The organism is Coriobacteriia bacterium (genome assembly GCA_041658765.1).
In the GTDB taxonomy this organism is placed as follows: domain Bacteria; phylum Actinomycetota; class Coriobacteriia; order Anaerosomatales; family JBAZZO01; genus JBAZZO01.
Genome location: JBAZZO010000001.1, coordinates 234,052 through 249,063, shown reverse-complemented (window position 1 = coordinate 249,063; position 15,012 = coordinate 234,052). Strand labels below are relative to the sequence as shown.

Annotated in this window: 13 protein-coding genes; 1 reads left to right on the top strand and 12 read right to left on the bottom strand. The window is 68.1% G+C overall.

From position 1 onward, the window contains the following. Nucleotides 1-70: 70 nt before the first annotated feature. Nucleotides 71-562: a PLDc N-terminal domain-containing protein gene (locus tag WC971_01240; protein ID MFA5843436.1), complete on the top strand. Its 492-nt coding sequence runs from the start codon at nucleotides 71-73 to the stop codon at nucleotides 560-562. Between the two features lie 161 nt (nucleotides 563-723). Here the strand turns inward: WC971_01240 and ftsZ are convergent, their stop codons facing one another. The 12 genes from ftsZ to WC971_01180 form a co-directional block, all read right to left on the bottom strand. After that, on the bottom strand, nucleotides 724-1,788 hold the full coding sequence (ftsZ, locus tag WC971_01235; GenBank protein MFA5843435.1) for a cell division protein FtsZ: 1,065 nt from the start codon (nucleotides 1,786-1,788) through the stop codon (nucleotides 724-726). 171 nt (nucleotides 1,789-1,959) lie between these two features. Further along, nucleotides 1,960-2,784, bottom strand: a complete 825-nt coding sequence (locus tag WC971_01230) for an FtsQ-type POTRA domain-containing protein (protein ID MFA5843434.1) — start codon at nucleotides 2,782-2,784, stop codon at nucleotides 1,960-1,962. 49 nt (nucleotides 2,785-2,833) lie between these two features. Beyond that, entirely contained in the window at nucleotides 2,834-3,751 is a 918-nt protein-coding gene (gene murB, locus WC971_01225) for a UDP-N-acetylmuramate dehydrogenase (GenBank protein ID MFA5843433.1), read from the bottom strand. Beyond that, on the bottom strand, nucleotides 3,742-5,136 hold the full coding sequence (gene murC, locus WC971_01220; protein MFA5843432.1) for a UDP-N-acetylmuramate--L-alanine ligase: 1,395 nt from the start codon (nucleotides 5,134-5,136) through the stop codon (nucleotides 3,742-3,744). Before murC ends, murB begins: the two co-directional genes overlap by 10 nt. Next, nucleotides 5,129-6,187 carry a UDP-N-acetylglucosamine--N-acetylmuramyl-(pentapeptide) pyrophosphoryl-undecaprenol N-acetylglucosamine transferase gene (locus WC971_01215; protein MFA5843431.1) on the bottom strand — a complete coding sequence of 353 codons (1,059 nt, stop codon included), beginning with the start codon at nucleotides 6,185-6,187 and terminating at the stop codon, nucleotides 5,129-5,131. Before WC971_01215 ends, murC begins: the two co-directional genes overlap by 8 nt. Further along, nucleotides 6,156-7,400: a putative lipid II flippase FtsW gene (gene ftsW / locus WC971_01210; GenBank protein ID MFA5843430.1), complete on the bottom strand. Its 1,245-nt coding sequence runs from the start codon at nucleotides 7,398-7,400 to the stop codon at nucleotides 6,156-6,158. Before ftsW ends, WC971_01215 begins: the two co-directional genes overlap by 32 nt. Nucleotides 7,401-7,405: 5 nt before the next feature. Continuing rightward, nucleotides 7,406-8,788, bottom strand: a complete 1,383-nt coding sequence (gene murD / locus WC971_01205) for a UDP-N-acetylmuramoyl-L-alanine--D-glutamate ligase (GenBank protein MFA5843429.1) — start codon at nucleotides 8,786-8,788, stop codon at nucleotides 7,406-7,408. Between the two features lie 2 nt (nucleotides 8,789-8,790). Continuing rightward, nucleotides 8,791-9,846, bottom strand: a complete 1,056-nt coding sequence (mraY, locus tag WC971_01200) for a phospho-N-acetylmuramoyl-pentapeptide-transferase (protein ID MFA5843428.1) — start codon at nucleotides 9,844-9,846, stop codon at nucleotides 8,791-8,793. Next, nucleotides 9,839-11,251 carry a UDP-N-acetylmuramoyl-tripeptide--D-alanyl-D-alanine ligase gene (gene murF / locus WC971_01195; protein ID MFA5843427.1) on the bottom strand — a complete coding sequence of 471 codons (1,413 nt, stop codon included), beginning with the start codon at nucleotides 11,249-11,251 and terminating at the stop codon, nucleotides 9,839-9,841. Before murF ends, mraY begins: the two co-directional genes overlap by 8 nt. After that, on the bottom strand, nucleotides 11,245-12,699 hold the full coding sequence (locus WC971_01190) for a UDP-N-acetylmuramoyl-L-alanyl-D-glutamate--2,6-diaminopimelate ligase (protein MFA5843426.1): 1,455 nt from the start codon (nucleotides 12,697-12,699) through the stop codon (nucleotides 11,245-11,247). The genes murF and WC971_01190 overlap by 7 nt, the downstream gene beginning before the upstream one ends. Then, the gene (locus tag WC971_01185; protein ID MFA5843425.1) at nucleotides 12,689-14,482 is read right to left on the bottom strand and encodes a penicillin-binding protein 2; all 1,794 of its coding nucleotides are present in this window, start codon (nucleotides 14,480-14,482) and stop codon (nucleotides 12,689-12,691) included. Before WC971_01185 ends, WC971_01190 begins: the two co-directional genes overlap by 11 nt. Before the next feature lie 32 nt (nucleotides 14,483-14,514). Then, a complete protein-coding gene (locus WC971_01180) occupies nucleotides 14,515-14,976 on the bottom strand; it encodes a hypothetical protein (protein ID MFA5843424.1) in 462 nt (153 codons plus the stop codon). Nucleotides 14,977-15,012 lie beyond the last annotated feature (36 nt).

The following is a 15,012-nucleotide window of genomic DNA, read 5'->3' as shown; positions in this document are numbered from 1 at the left end:
CTGGCACCGAGGGGACGTCCGTCGCAGCTTACGGTGGACGTCCTGACCGCGAGCATAAGGGGGTGACTCGATGAAGCGGTCCTTCTCGGGAGCCGTAGCCGGTGCCGTGTGCGCCGCCACGCTCCTCGCAGCGTCACCTGCCCTCGCCGACACGTCCACGGACGCCGCCGGTGCGGGTGCGGCGATGTTCACGCTCGTGTGCATGGGGCTCCTCAGCCTGCTTGGGCTCGCGTACTTCGTGCTCTGGATATGGATGCTCGTCGACGCCCTGAGCCGCCAAGAGTGGGAATACCCCGGTTCGAGCGGGAACAGCAAGATCATCTGGGTGCTCCTGATGGTCTTCCTGAACATCGCGACGGTCTTCTACTACTTCATGGTCTACCGCAAGGTGAAGCGCGGAACGACGCCTCCGCCGGCGCCACCGGGCTATGCCGCTCCCGCTGCGTACGCTCCTCCGGCTCCAGCGGCGTACGCTCCTCCGGCACCGCCTGCTCCTCCGGCGCCTGAAGCGCCTCCCGCACCGCCCGCTCCACCTTCGCCACCTGCTCCTCCGGTGGAGTAGCCGCTTCCCTCGACTGCACGACGCAGGCCCGCCCCGCAAGGGACGGGCCTGTTCGATCCCGGGGTCCGGACAGAATGAGGCCGGGAGGCGGTCGAGGTCTCATCCGTCGCCGCCCCCCGGCCCACAGCCGGTCGCCCGCAGCTTGACGCGGGCGGCATTGACTACACGGAACGCCGCTTCAGGAACGCGGGGATGTCGAGTTCGTCCTCGGGCAGCGGCTCGAAGGTCGGCACGGACGTGCTCGACTCCTCGAACTGGATAGCCTCCTGCTTGCGCTTCCCGGCGAAGCCGGTCGCGATGACCGTCACCCTGATCGACTCCGCCATCGAGTCGTCGATGACGGCGCCGAATATGATGTTCGCCTCCGGGTGCGCGGCGGCGGCCACGACCTCCGCCGCTTCGTTGACCTCGAAGAGACCGAGGTCCGAGCCGCCCGCGATGGAGAGAAGGACGCCCTGCGCCCCTTCGATGCTGCTCTCCAGCAGAGGGCTCGAGATGGCCGCCTTCGCCGCCTCGTTGGCCCGGTTGTCGCCTGTGGCGATCCCGATGCCCATCAGCGCCGTGCCTGCGTCGGCCATGATCGTGCGGACGTCGGCGAAGTCGAGGTTGATCAGTCCGGGCACGGTGATGAGGTCAGTGATGCCCTGCACGCCCTGACGCAGCACGTCGTCGGCTATCCGGAACGCGTCGAGGATCGATGTCTTCTTCTCCGCGACCTGCAGCAGGCGGTCGTTCGGGATGATGATCAGCGTGTCGACCATGTCACGTAGACGCTTGATCCCCTCGTCCGCGACGATCGCCCGTTTGCGACCCTCGAACGCGAACGGACGCGTCACGACGCCGACCGTGAGCGCGCCGATGTCCTGCTTGGCCACCTCGGCGATGATGGGAGCGCCACCAGTACCGGTCCCACCACCTTCGCCAGCTGTGATGAAGACCATGTCGGCGCCCTGGAGAGCTTCCTTGATCTCTGCTCGGCTCTCTTCCGCAGCCTGGTATCCCACGTCGGGATCAGCTCCCGCACCGAGTCCCTTGGTCAGGTTGATCCCGATGTGGACCTTGTAGTCCGCATCGGACATGAGCAGCGCCTGAGCGTCCGTGTTGACGGCGATGAACTCGACACCCTTCACACCCGCCTCGACCATGCGGTTCACGGCGTTCGTTCCGCCGCCTCCTACCCCGACCACCTTGATCACGGCAAGGTAATTGGCACCTGTCTCGACCATGTTCGCCTCCCCGCACGACCCGCATAGGAACGACAACGGCATACTGCGAATAACCCTCAAGTTAAGATTGATGCTTGTCTGAAACCGTCAATCTTGGCACAAACCTTAACCCACACACAACCGTTGCGCAAGGGCAGGCTCCGATGCCTTCTGGCCCTCGTGGCGAACAGGTCACTGGCCGCTGCCGAGTCCCCGCCAGACCGGACGTTCCGTGGTCCGCACGTCGATGAAGACGACGGTCGCCTTCTGCTCGCGAAGGAATCGTCTGATGATGAAATCCTTCGTGCGCATCTGCTTCGCCTCCCCTACGTAGATCTCGACACCGTTCGTCGTGATCAGCGCCGTCCGATCGATGCTCGGCGCCGAGACGGCACGCACGATCGAACGCAGATCCTCGGAGACCCCGACGAGGGCGGTCAGAGCGTTCCTGAGCGGCTCGGTGTACATCCTGCGCCCGACCTTCGGATCGAGTCCCGCGACATCGCGCACGACCGGCAGGGCGCTCGTCGCCTCCGGCGATTGCCGCTCGAGGACCATCCCCGTCCTGTCGACGACCCAGAAGGTGTCTCCCGTGTCCACTAGGGCGACCGGGACGCGCTCGGTCACGCGGATGTGCAGCGTATCGGGGAAGTCGCGGGTCACCAAGGCCGATGCGACCCAAGCGTCCGCGACGATACGCTTCTCGACCGCCCGACCGGGGAAACGTAGCAGGGTCGCCCCTGGCTCGACGTCCGCCAGCCGACGCACCCGCTCGGCCGTGACGCGCGCGTTGCCGGTCACGTCGATCCGGCGGATGAGGAACGCCGACGAGCGATAGAGCGCGACCGTCCCGCCCGCGACGATGAGCAGGACGGTCAAAGCCGATGCCGCACGCACCTGCGTCTGACGGCGTCTTTGCGCGACACGTCGCTCGCGCTCGAGGCGCCGCGCGCGCGCCGCGGGCGTCTCATCGCTGCGGATACGTCCGGATGCAGTCTCCGCGCGTCGCGGCTCCATCGGCGCCTGGCGCGCCCGACTGGTCCGCTGCGGTTGGATCCGTACGCTTCTACGACCCACCGAACGGTCCGATGAATCTGATCTCCGGTCGGAGCTCGATGCCATGCGCGTCTCCGACGGCCTCGCGGACCCTGCGGATCAACTCCGCCACGTCCGCGGCCGTCGCACCTCCTTCGTTGACGATGAAGTTCGCGTGCACGTCGGACACGGCCGCCCCGCCCACCCGAAGTCCCTTGCACCCCGCCGCCTCGATGAGGCGTCCGGCGGACCCACCGTCCGGGTTGACGAAGACGCTGCCCGCGCTCGGCTTCCCCATGGGCTGGGAACCGGTCCGGCGCTTGAATACACGGTCCATCGCGCGCCTGATGGCCGCGGGGTCGCCCTCGGCGAGCCGCAGGACGCCCTCGACGATGATACCGCGCCTGGAAAGACCGCTGTCCCTGTATCGCCAGTCGACCTCGCTGCCGCCGAGCAGAAGGAGCCCTTCGCCCGGCGCATACAGGGTCACCGATTCGACTATCGACCCGATCCAGTCCTTCGAGGCCCCGGCGTTCATCGCAAGAGCGCCACCGAACGTACCGGGGATCCCCACGCCGAACTCGAGACCCGCCAGCCCTTTCGTGTACGCGTCCTGAACCAGCGCGGCCAGGATCGCCGCGGCGCCGGCTCGAACGTGCTCGCCGTCGATCGAATGCCGCATGAACTCGCGGCCGAGCGCCAGCACGGCGCCCTGATAACCACGATCCGACACGAGGAGGTTCGTACCCTTGCCGACCACGAGGCGATCGACCTTCTCGTCGTCGAGCACGCACACGGCTGTGATGAGATCCCGGTACGTCTCGCACGAGAGGAACAGCGACGCAGGACCGCCGATGCGGAAGGACGTGTGCCGTGACATGGGCTCGTCGGAGCGGATCTCCCCAGCGAACGACTCGGCGAGCCGTTCGCGAGCACGCGCTACGGACATGTCCGCTCGACCCCTGCCCGGGCCTCGTCGAGTGCGCGCACGAGTTCCCCGCCGATCGCCGTCACGTCCCCAGCGCCCATGGTGATGACGAGGTCCCCGGGACGGACGCGCGAGACGAGGTACGGCTCGACGTCGCCGCGATGAGGGAAGTAGGCCACCGCAGACGTGGGATCGGCTTCGAGCAGCGCGTCCAACACGGTCTTGCCGCTCACGCCGGGCACCGGCGCCTCACCAGCGCCGTAGACGTCCATGAGCACGATCCTGTCGGCGTCGCCGAAGGCGGAGCCGAACGCTCGTCCTAGCGCAGCGGTGCGAGAGTAGCGGTGCGGCTGGAAGATCACCCACACCCTATCGCTTCCGACCGTGCGCGCAGCCGCCAGGGTCGCCTTCACCTCCGTCGGGTGGTGCGCATAATCGTCCACCACCTCCACACCATCGACGCTCCCCACGTGCTCGAAACGGCGCCGCACGCCACTGAACCCGGCGAGGGTCTTCGCCGCCGCGACGACGTCGAGACCGAGATGGTCGGCCACGGCCAGGGCCGCCGTCGCGTTGAGGACGTTGTGACGGCCCGGTATCGCGATGCGCGCCTCGAGGGACTGCTCGTCCGGGAATGTGACGGCGAACTCCCCGCTCGCGGCACGCGTGTCGTCGCAACGCACGTCCGCTACCGGCGAGCGCCCGTACGTTAGAGCTCGCACGCCGGACTCCGCGACCACGCGCATGAGCCGCTCGTCATCCGCGCAGACGACGGCTACGCCCCCAGGCACGATCCTGGACAGGAACTCGCCGAACGTTCGCTCTATCTCCTCGATCGATCCGTAGTGGTCGAGGTGGTCCGCTTCCACGTTCGTCACCACCGCTAGCCACGGCTCGAGTTCCAGGAAGGAGCCGTCCGACTCGTCGGCTTCGACGACGTAGTACCCGCCGGTGCCGTTGCGGGCGTTCCCGCCCATGTCGTTGAGCTCTCCCCCGATGAGGAACGTCGGGTCCAGCCCCATGCGTGAGAGCATCATGGCGACCATCGAACTCGTCGTCGTCTTCCCGTGCGTGCCTGCGATGGCGACGGTCCGGCGCCCGCCGGCGAGATGCGCGAGCATCTTCGCCCGCTGCCATACCGGCAACCCAATCCGCCGCGCCTCGACCAGTTCGGGATTGGTCTCCGGGATGGCGGAGGAGACCACGACGACCTCGGGGTCACCGAGGTTCCGGGCGTCGTGGCCGATGGAGACGAGGACACCCGCATCGGAGAGGGCCCGCGCGTACCGCGACATCTTCAGGTCCGAGCCCGTGACACCTACACCGCGCTCGTGGAGCACGCGCGCGATGCCGCTCATCCCGGCTCCGCCGATACCGATGAAATGCGCGTAGACGCGCTCAGCCACCCTCAACCTCCGTCCTCGCGCCGCGGACCAGGTCCGCCACGGCGCACGCCGCTCGGGGCCGAGCCAGGGCCCGTGACGCGGAAGCCATCGCCGCTCGCCTGGATCCATCCAGGAGAAGGTCGAAAAGGGCGTCCGCGAACGCATCCGTGTCCAACGCCGCGTCGGCGACGACGTGTGCCGCGCCGGCTTCGGCCAGCTCCCTGGCGTTCCCGGTCTGGTGGTCGCCGGTGGCGAACGGGTACGGCACGAGCAGCGACGCCCTCCCGATCGCGGTGATCTCCGCCAACGACGTCGCTCCGGCGCGAGCGACCACGACGTCCGCCGCAGCGAGTGCCGAGCCCATGTCTTCCGCGTAGTCGATGATCCGGTAGCGCGGTGTCGGGCCTCCGGCCACATCATCCAATCGCTCACGCGCCGCGGCAGCTTCGATCCTACCGGCAACGTGCACCACCTGCAACCTGTCCACTTCCATAAGCCTCTGGTAGAGGTTGATAGTGGCTTGATTGAGGTGCCTGGCCCCCCTGCTGCCGCCGAAGACGAGGAGGACCACCGCATCGTCGGCGAGTCCCATGACCGCCCGGCCGGACTCGCGCGTCGCACCCAGGACCGCGTGACGCACGGGGTTCCCGGTCACTTCCACCCTCGTCCGTCGCGGGAACGCCGCCGCCGTGTCCCGATACGTCACTGCGACCGCTCTCGCCCATCGCGCGAGAAAGCGGTTCGCGAGCCCGGGGACAGAGTTCTGCTCGTGCAGGACGAGGGGTATGCGGGTAAGGATCGCGGCCAGGCCGAGCGGCAAGCACACGTATCCTCCGAAGCCCACGACGGCATTCGGCCTCAAGCGGCGCAGCATCGAGACGGCACGCCATGTGGACACGAAGAGGACACCGAGCGCCACGGGAAGACTCAGCGGGGACGAGCGGTCGAACCCGCGCGCGGCGAGCGGGAGGAACTCGAGCCCGGCCTCGCGCGCGAGTCGAGCCTCGGGGCCGTCGGGAGTCCCGACGAAGGCGACCTCGTCACGCCCGCCTGCGGTCAGCTCCGCTGCCACCGACAGCGCGGGGTGGACGTGTCCAGCCGTCCCGCCGCCGCTCACCAGATACCGCACGCTTCCCGCCCTCCGCTTCGTGTCGGACCGCCTTCACCGGCACCGGACCGCGAGCGCCGTATCGGGAGACCGACAGTACCATGCCGACGCACATCATCGTGAAGGTGATAGAGGAGCCGCCGGCACTCACGAGAGGCAGCGGTATGCCGGTGACGGGCATCAGCCCGGTGACGGCCGCCATGTTCATGACCGCCTGTACCACGATGGTCGCCGTCAGACCACCCGCGAGCACCTTTCCGAACGGGTCGCGACAGCGCATCGCGATGAGGAGACCCGCACACGCGAAGACTCCGAACGCCGCCACGACAGCGAGCGTGCCCGCAAGACCCAGCTCCTCGCCGATGATGGCGAAGATGAAGTCCGTGTGCGCCGCCGGCAGGTAGAAGAACTTCTGGCGCGACATCCCGAGGCCGACCCCGAAGAACCGGCCGGACCCGAACGCATAGGTGGCCTGGATGATCTGGTATCCGCCGCCCAGAGGGTCCTTCCATGGATCGAGGAAGGCGAGAAAACGCGCGAAACGGTACCGTTCGACGGCGACGAGCCCCGCACTGACGACGGCACCGGCGCCGAAGATCGCGGCGAGTTGGATCACGGGCAGTCGTCCCAGGACGAGCACGACGAAGACGGCGGCGAGGATGGAGAGCGTCGTACCCATGTCGGGCTGTAGCATGACGAGGACCACCACCGGCGCGAGGACGACACAGAGACGTCCGTAGAGGTCCTTGGTCGCCAGCCGGCCCCTCTGCCACTCGACGACCCATGCAGCTACGAGAAGAAGGCAGCCGAGCTTGGCGTACTCGGACGGCTGGATGACCAAGGGGCCGATCGACAGCCATCTGCGGCCGCCGTACTTCTCCACACCTACGAAGAAGACCGCGACCAGGCCCGCCAGCGATCCGCCGTAGACGAACCAACGCGAAGAGGAGATCGCGCGGTAGTCGATGCGCGAGACCGCCCACGCGAGCACCGCACCACCCAGCAGCCACAGCGCCTGGCGCTTGAGATGGTAGGCGCTGTCGTGAAGCTTCACGTAGTCGGAGACCGACGAGGCCGAGTAGATCATGACCAGACCCCCGAGCGCCAGCAGCAGAACGGACGCGAGCAGCAGGTACCTGGGTACTGTCATCCCCCTCGCGGCGCTCTCGACGCTCACGCCTTTCACCACTGCCCGGCCAGATACGCGACGCGCTCGCCGAACGCACGTCCGCGCGCCGCATAGCCGTCGAACTCGTCGAAGGAGGCGCATGCCGGCGAGAGCAGCACGACGTCTCCTGGGCGAGCGATCTCGTAGCCGGCGTCGACGGCGTCGCGGAGGCTATCGCGAACGAGAAGCCGCCTCACCGGGGATCCCTCGAATGCGGCCGCCAGATCCTCGCGAGCCTCCCCGAAGGTGATGACGGCCGAACAGCGCGCTGCGGCAGCGGCGGCCATCGGACCGAGGTCCGTCCCTTTCCCGCGTCCGCCCAGAAGCAGGACGATACCGCCCTCGTCGAACGCCGAGAGCGCCTTGATGACGGCATCCGGGTTGGTCGCCTTCGAATCGTCGATGTACTCGACACCCGCCACGACGCCGACGGGCTCGAGCCGGTGTCCGATGGGCTCGAAGGAGCGAAGGCCGACTCGCACGCTCTCGGCGTCGGCACCCATCTCGAGCGCGACGGCGCAGGCCGCGAGTGCGTTGCTCAGGTTGTGATCTCCCCGCAGCTGAAGCGCATCGGCCCGGACCAGCTCCATCGGTCCCGTGAGCCGGTCCACGACGAGCATCCCGTCCTCGAGCCACGCGCCGCCGGGGGTCGCGGACCTCAGGCTCACACGGCATATGCGAAGTCCCCTCGAGACCAGCCCGGCTTCGAACGCCGCGGCGCCCGGGTCGTCCATGTCCAGTACCGCCAGGTCCGCGGAGGTGAGGTTGTCGAACACCCTCCCCTTGTCCGCCGTGTACGCCTCGAGCGTGCCGTGCCAGTCCAGATGGTCGGGTGTCACGTTGAGGAGGACGGCGACACGCGGATGGAACGCCGACGATGTCGATAGCTGGAACGACGAGACCTCCGCGACGAGCACCGTTCCCGGACCCGCCTCCCGCACGAGACTGATGGGTGGTCGTCCGATGTTGCCGACGAGTTCCGCCGCGACACCCGACTCCCGCAATAGATGACCGATCAGGCACGTCACGGTCGTCTTGCCGTTGGTGCCGGTCACCGCGACGAACGGCGCGCGCGCGAAGCGGTATGCAAGATCTATGTCCGAGATCATCGGAACGCCGAGCGCCGCCGCCGAGACCATCAGCGGCTGCCGAGGAGAGATGCCCGGGCTCACGACCACGAGGTCGAACGGACCCTCCACCGCGCTGACGCCGGTCAGCACTTCCGCGCCGGTCTCCTCGAGCGCCGCCGCCCTTGCGAGAGCGGCCTCGTCCCCGGCCTCGTCGGCCGCGACCACCTCGACGTCCGCCCCGCGACGTCGTTCCTCGGCGAGGAAGGCCGTGACCGCGGCGCCCACCGTCCCCGTGCCGAGCACGAGGATCCTTCCTCTCGGCTCCACCGTCATCGCCTCACCGACGAGACGAAGTAGAGAGCGAACCCGGCTCCCGCGAGGATGCCCGTGACGATCCAGAACCTCACCATGATCTTCGTCTCGGACCAGCCGATCATCTCGAAGTGGTGATGTATGGGCGCCATCCTGAAGACTCGCTTCCCGGTCAGCTTGAACGAAGCTATCTGCAGGATGACCGACAGCCCTTCGATGACGTATATGCCGCCGATGAGCGGGAGAAGGAGCTCGGTCTTCGTGACGATCGCGAGCGCTGCGATCGCCGCGCCGAGACCGAGGGACCCCGTGTCTCCCATGAAGATGTCGGCGGGATAGCTGTTGTACCAAAGGAAACCGATGCAGGAGCCGGCGATGGCCGCCGCGAGCAGGGCGACCTCCAGGTGGTCCTGACGGAACGCGATCGCCGCGTACCCGAGGGCGACGAGAGTGACCGTGCCGGCCGCGAGACCGTCGAGGCCGTCGGTGAAGTTCACGGTGTTCGAGGTCGAGATGATCATCCCGAAGATGAGCGCCATGTAGAGCCATGGCAGCGCCACGTCGAATCCGCCTATCACGACGTGCGAAGCGAGGACGCCGAGATCGATGTCTCGCGAAGTCAGGGGGATCATGACGTCGGTCCTCAAGCCCGCCCAGTTCACCGCGAGCACGCCGAACGCGAACGCGATGAGCGCCTGCCACAGTATCTTCGCCCGAGGGCGCAAGCCGAGCGAGCGCTCCTTGAGCACCTTCGCGTAGTCGTCCACGAACCCGAGGAGTCCGCACGCGAGGGTCGCGCCAAGAGCCAGCAGGCCGAGACGTCCGAACCGCCCCATGCCCAGATAGGTACCTGCGACGACCAGAAGGATGAGCACGCCACCCATCGTCGGCGTCCCCTGCTTCACGAGATGGCCCTGCGGTCCGTCTGCCCGCACCTGCTGCCCGAGGTTGCGGTATCTCACGACTCGGATCCAAGCGGGGAAGAAGACTCCCGAGGCGACGAGCGAGACGACCGCGGTCACGAAGACCTGGTATGTCGGGTAGCGGCCGATGGCCGACCATAGGTTAAACATGGGGCTCCATTATCCCCTCCACCACACGTTCGATGCCGACGACCCGCGACGCCTTCACGAGGACCACGTCCCCGGCCTCCAACAGGTCGTCGAGTACCTCCGACGCCTCCTCGACCGTCACGCACGGCCTCACGACCGACGCAGGCATTCCCGACGCGAGAGCGCCGTCCGCTATGCGCCGCGCCAGAGCCCCGACAGTCACCAGAGCATCGAGACCGAGAGCGGTGACCTCCTCGCCCATGCCGAAATGCGCGAGCTCGGTGAGCGAACCGAGTTCGGCCATGTCCCCGAGCACGGCGATCCTCCGGCTGGCGGAACGCACGTCCGCGAGGGTGCGCAAAGCCGCGCGCATGGAGACCGGGTTCGCGTTGTACGCGTCGTTGACGACCGTGACTCCCGTCGCGCTCGTGAAGACCTCCATGCGCATGCCGGTCATGTCGGCCGCGGCGAGTCCGTCCGCCGCCTCTTCGAGTGTGAGCCCGACGGCCCGAGCCACTGCGAGAGCCGCCGCGGCGTTGTAGACGTTGTGTCGGCCGAGCACGGTGAGCGCGACCTCGACGCGCTCGTCGGCTGTGACAAGCGAGAACGTCGGCCGCCCGTCCTCGGAGACGCTGACGTCCTCGACGCGGACGTCGGCATCGGGACCCGTGCCATAGAAGGTGACGGGGGCGGCCGCGCTCGCAGCCAGGTGCGCCGACCACGCATCGTCCCCGTTGAGGAAGACGCGTCCGTCCGCTGGGACCGCGCGGACGAGCTCGCCCTTCGCCTCCGCGATCGCCTGCTCGCTGCCGAGGATCTCGACGTGGCTCACGCCCACGTTCGTGACGAGCCCCATCGTCGGTCGCGCGATGGCGCACAGCCTGGAGATCTGTCCCGGTCCGCGCATGGCCATCTCGACGACGAGGACGTCGGTGTCCGCTCCCGCGTCCATCACGGTGAGCGGGACACCGAGCTCGTTGTTGCGGTTCCCTTTCGTCGCGACGACGCGCAAGCGGGCTCCCAGCGCGGCCGCGAGAAGATCCTTCGTGGTCGTCTTCCCCGTCGAGCCGGTGATCCCGATGACGGAGCAGGTGAGTCGCGCCCTGTGGTGCGCGGCGAGTCGCTGAAGGGCATCGAGCCCATCGGCGACGAGTACGAGCGCGACGTCGTGGCGCCGCGACGCGACGATGGCTTCGCGAAGGTCGTCGCCGTCGCGGGTGACGATGAGCGCTCTCGCTCCTGCCACGAGCGCAGCCGCAGCATACTCGTGACCGTCCGTGCGCTCGCCCGGAAGCGCGACGAACACGCATCCGGGTCCGGCGTCGCGCGAGTCTATGACAACGCCGTTGACCACAGACGCGGCGGACCCCGCGAGGAGTTCGCCGTCCACCACGTCGAGAAGCGCGCCGACCGCTATCGTCAGCACAGTCTCTTCAACTCCTCGCGCGCGACCTCCCGGTCGTCGAAGTGGATAGTGCGGTCGGAGAAGATCTGGTAGTCCTCGTGCCCTTTGCCCGCGATCAGCACGGTGTCTCCCGGCTCGGCCAGACGCAGGGCGTCGGCTATCGCGGCGCGCCGGTCGACTTGGACGAAGTACTTCCCGCCATGGCGGCGCAACCCCTCCTCGACCTGAAGGATGATGCCATGCGGGTCCTCGGAACGAGGGTTGTCGCTCGTGAGGAAAGCGACGTCCGCTGAACCGGCCGCCTCGCCCATCATCGGCCGCTTCTCAGGGTCCCGATCGCCGCCACAGCCGAAGACGACGAGCACGCGGCCCGACGTCACGGCACGCACCGCATTCAGGGCCTTGTCGAGCGCGTCGGGAGTGTGCGCGTAGTCCACCAGGACCGTGAAAGGCTGGCCCGCGTCGACCCGCTCGAGTCTGCCCGGCACCTGTTCGACGCCCTCGATGCCGTCCACCACCTCGTCGATCCCGATGCCCAGAGCCAGAGCGCATCCTGCAGCGACGAGCGCGTTGCTGACGTTGTACGCGCCCGCGAGAGGAAGCCGGATGGTGCGCGTGCCTCGCGGCGTGAGTAGTGTGAAGACGGTCGACGCCGGCTCTGGGCGCTCGTCGCGAGCCCTTACGCGGGCCGCGTCGGAACGGCCGACGGTCCATGCGGCTGAGATCCCTCTCGCGAGAAGAGCGCCCCTGTCGTCGTCGACGTTGACCACCGCACTCTCGGCGCCGATATCGGTGAACAACCGGCGCTTGACCGTGTAGTACTCCTCGATGGAGCCGTGGTAGTCGAGATGGTCCTGTGAGAAATTGGTGAACGCCGCGACGGCGAAGCGGACCTGATCGACACGGTGGAGATCGAGCGCGTGGCTCGAGACCTCCATGACGCCCGCGGTCACCCCACGGTCCGCCATGCGTGCGAACAGTCCCTGGAGGTCCGTGGACTCGGGGGTCGTCCGCACGGATCCCTCACGCTCTCCGGCCACGCGCGTCTCGACGGTCCCGATGAGGCCGGTGACGTGTCCGGCGGCGCGAAGGATGGACTCCACGATGTACGCCGTGGTGGTCTTCCCGTTGGTGCCGGTGATGCCGACGAGCCGGAACCGCGACGACGGGTCTCCGAAGAAACGGGCCGAGGCGATCGCGAGCGCGACGCGCGGGTCATCGACTAGAAGCGTCGGCACGCCCAGACCGGGCAACGGCCGAAGAGCGACGACGGCCACCGCCCCCCTTGCCACCGCATCGGCCGCGAAGTCGTGTCCGTCGTGGACCGACCCCGGCACGCAGAAGAAGACGTCGCCCGGGCGGACGGCGTCGGACCGATAGGCGATACCGCTCACGGCGACATCCTCGCCCGCCACGAGTGTCGCGGGGGCGTCGCCGAGCAGTCGCGTGAGGGTGGTTTCATTCATCATGGCTCGTAGACCCGCTCATGCTACCACGCACCCCGGACGAGACCTCTGCGCCCGCGGGTACCGTCAACGTACCGACACCGGCGCGCGAAGCGCCGCCGGGCGTCGTCGGCGGCACCTTGAGGTGCGAGACCGCGAACGCCGCGATGCGACTGAAGCTCGGGGCTGCCACGGCGCCGCCGTAGATCGCCCTGGACGGCTGGTCGATGAAGACCGTGACGAGCACGCGCGGGTCGCCGGCGGGCAGGTAGCCCGTGAACGACGCCACATAGCGTCCTTTCGCGTAGCCCCTGCCGTCGTCTCTCGCCTTCTGGGCGGTCCCCGTCTTCCCCGCGACCTCGTACCCGGCCACGGCCGCCGCCTTGCCGGTGCCCTCGACCACGACGTGCTTGAGGACCTCCGTCGTCGTCAGCGCCGTCCGCGCGGACATCACGTTGCGCGACTTCCACGTCGACTGGTCCCCTTCCCCGGAGCCCATCGACAGCAGGAAGTGAGGCGTGACGAGTCGCCCGCCGTTGGCGATGGCGGCCATCGCACGCGTGAGCTGCAGCGGGGTCATCGACAGCCCCTGGCCGAACGGGATGTTCCCGATGGAAGAGGCCGACCAGTCCGACGGCTCGGGAAGCCGTCCTTTCGACTCTCCCGGGAAGTCGACACCCGTACGCTCCGTGAGGCCGAAGCGCTCGAAGTACCCGTAGAGCCGCTTGGGCCCGAGCGCGAGGCCGAGCTTCACGGCTCCGATGTTGCTCGAGTTCGTCACGATCTGCGCGAGCGTCCAGCGGACGGTGCCGCGCGGATGTGACTCGTGGATCACCCGGTCGGCCACTCGAAGGGTAGGCGGCAGGGTGAAGGCGCTCTGGGGACCGAAGAGGCCCGCGTCTATGACCGCCGCGGCCGTGAGCGACTTGATGGTCGAGCCTGGCTCGAAGGCGTCCTGGGCGCCACGGTTGCGCATCGCGTTGGGGTCGGCCTCCCCGTAGCGGTTCGGATCGAAGACCGGCGTGGACGCCATCGCGAGTATCGAGCCGTCCCGCGGGTCCATCACCACGACGGAACCGCCCTTCGCACCCCAGCGCTTCACTGCCGCCAGGAGCTCCATCTGGGCGGCGTACTGGATGTCGCGGTCGATCGTGAGCGTTATGTCACGCCCGTCGACGGGCTCCAACGAGCTGGAGACACCGCCGGGGATGATCCGGCCGAACGGGTCGCGCTCCGCGATGAGACGCCCCGGAGTACCTGCGATCACCTCGTCATACTGCTTCTCGATCCCCGCGAGACCGCTGTCGTCGACGCCGACGAATCCCAGCACCTGGCACGCGAGGGAACCCGAGGGGTAGACCCGCTTCGAATCCTCGATGAAGCCGATGCCGGCGAGCTCCATGTCGCGCAGGGGCATCGCCGCGCCCGCGTCGACCTTGCGTGCTATGTACACGAAGTTCGTCTTCTTCTTCAGCTTCGCGAGGTAGTCGCTCGGCGCCCCGCCGAGTTCGGCGGCGAGCGCACGCGCGACGCCTTCGGGATCGATGACGTCGGTCGGCACCGCGTAGATGGTCGTCGCTGGGACGTTGGCGGCGAGAGGCTCGCCTTCGCGATCGCGGATGGTGCCGCGTCGCGGCGACAGTGTCAGGTCGCAACTGCGCTGCCGCTCCGCCATCGCGGCGTAGGCGGGTCCGGCGACGGCCTGGAGCCACACGAGCCGGCCGGCGACGACTGCGAGGAGCAGACAGAGTCCCCAAGCCATGACTGGGCACCGGCCGGGACCCTTCTCGCGTCCTCGCCGCGGCATCCCGACCTCCTTCGCCTTCGCGCCCGCCGGCGTCACTTCGCAGAGGCGAGGCCGACATCGCCGAGAAGCAGTACCTGCGCCTCACCGGCGGCCATGTCCATGATGGTCGAGACGAGCCGTGCGGAACGGGGACTTCGCTCGACCGCCCGCGGCTTCGCGGCGACGAGGGGGGCCGCCGCGCGGTCGAGGTCCGGGACCGTGATGAAACGCACGCGTGCCGCATCGCGCATCTTGAGGGTATCGCCTGCGATCCTGCGTATCCTCGAAGGTGCCATGAGCGTACTCATGTCGGCCTGCAGACGGTCGGCCGCAAGACGCTCGACGTGGATCCGCTCCCGTATCCGTGCCGCATCGATCGAGGCCTCGACCGCCTCGGCGGCGCATGCGACGCGCACGAGAGCGACACCTGTGACGAGGAAGAGGACGACCGACCATACACGGAACCTGGCCCGCCAGCGGGCCTCCGACGCCGTCTTCCTGCGCGTGCTCGTCATCCCCTCCACCTCCTCCAAGTCTCAGACCGCCTGAGC

What these genes read in the sequence shown, in the direction of transcription:
- WC971_01180 (MFA5843424.1), bottom strand. Translation starts at nt 14,976, where the DNA reads ATGACGAGCACGCGCAGGAAGACGGCGTCGGAGGCCCGCTGGCGGGCC.
- WC971_01240 (MFA5843436.1), top strand. Translation starts at nt 71, where the DNA reads ATGAAGCGGTCCTTCTCGGGAGCCGTAGCCGGTGCCGTGTGCGCCGCC.
- WC971_01190 (MFA5843426.1), bottom strand. Translation starts at nt 12,699, where the DNA reads ATGATGAATGAAACCACCCTCACGCGACTGCTCGGCGACGCCCCCGCG.
- murB (MFA5843433.1), bottom strand. Translation starts at nt 3,751, where the DNA reads ATGTCCGTAGCGCGTGCTCGCGAACGGCTCGCCGAGTCGTTCGCTGGG.
- ftsZ (MFA5843435.1), bottom strand. Translation starts at nt 1,788, where the DNA reads ATGGTCGAGACAGGTGCCAATTACCTTGCCGTGATCAAGGTGGTCGGG.
- WC971_01230 (MFA5843434.1), bottom strand. Translation starts at nt 2,784, where the DNA reads ATGGAGCCGCGACGCGCGGAGACTGCATCCGGACGTATCCGCAGCGAT.
- WC971_01185 (MFA5843425.1), bottom strand. Translation starts at nt 14,482, where the DNA reads ATGCCGCGGCGAGGACGCGAGAAGGGTCCCGGCCGGTGCCCAGTCATG.
- mraY (MFA5843428.1), bottom strand. Translation starts at nt 9,846, where the DNA reads ATGTTTAACCTATGGTCGGCCATCGGCCGCTACCCGACATACCAGGTC.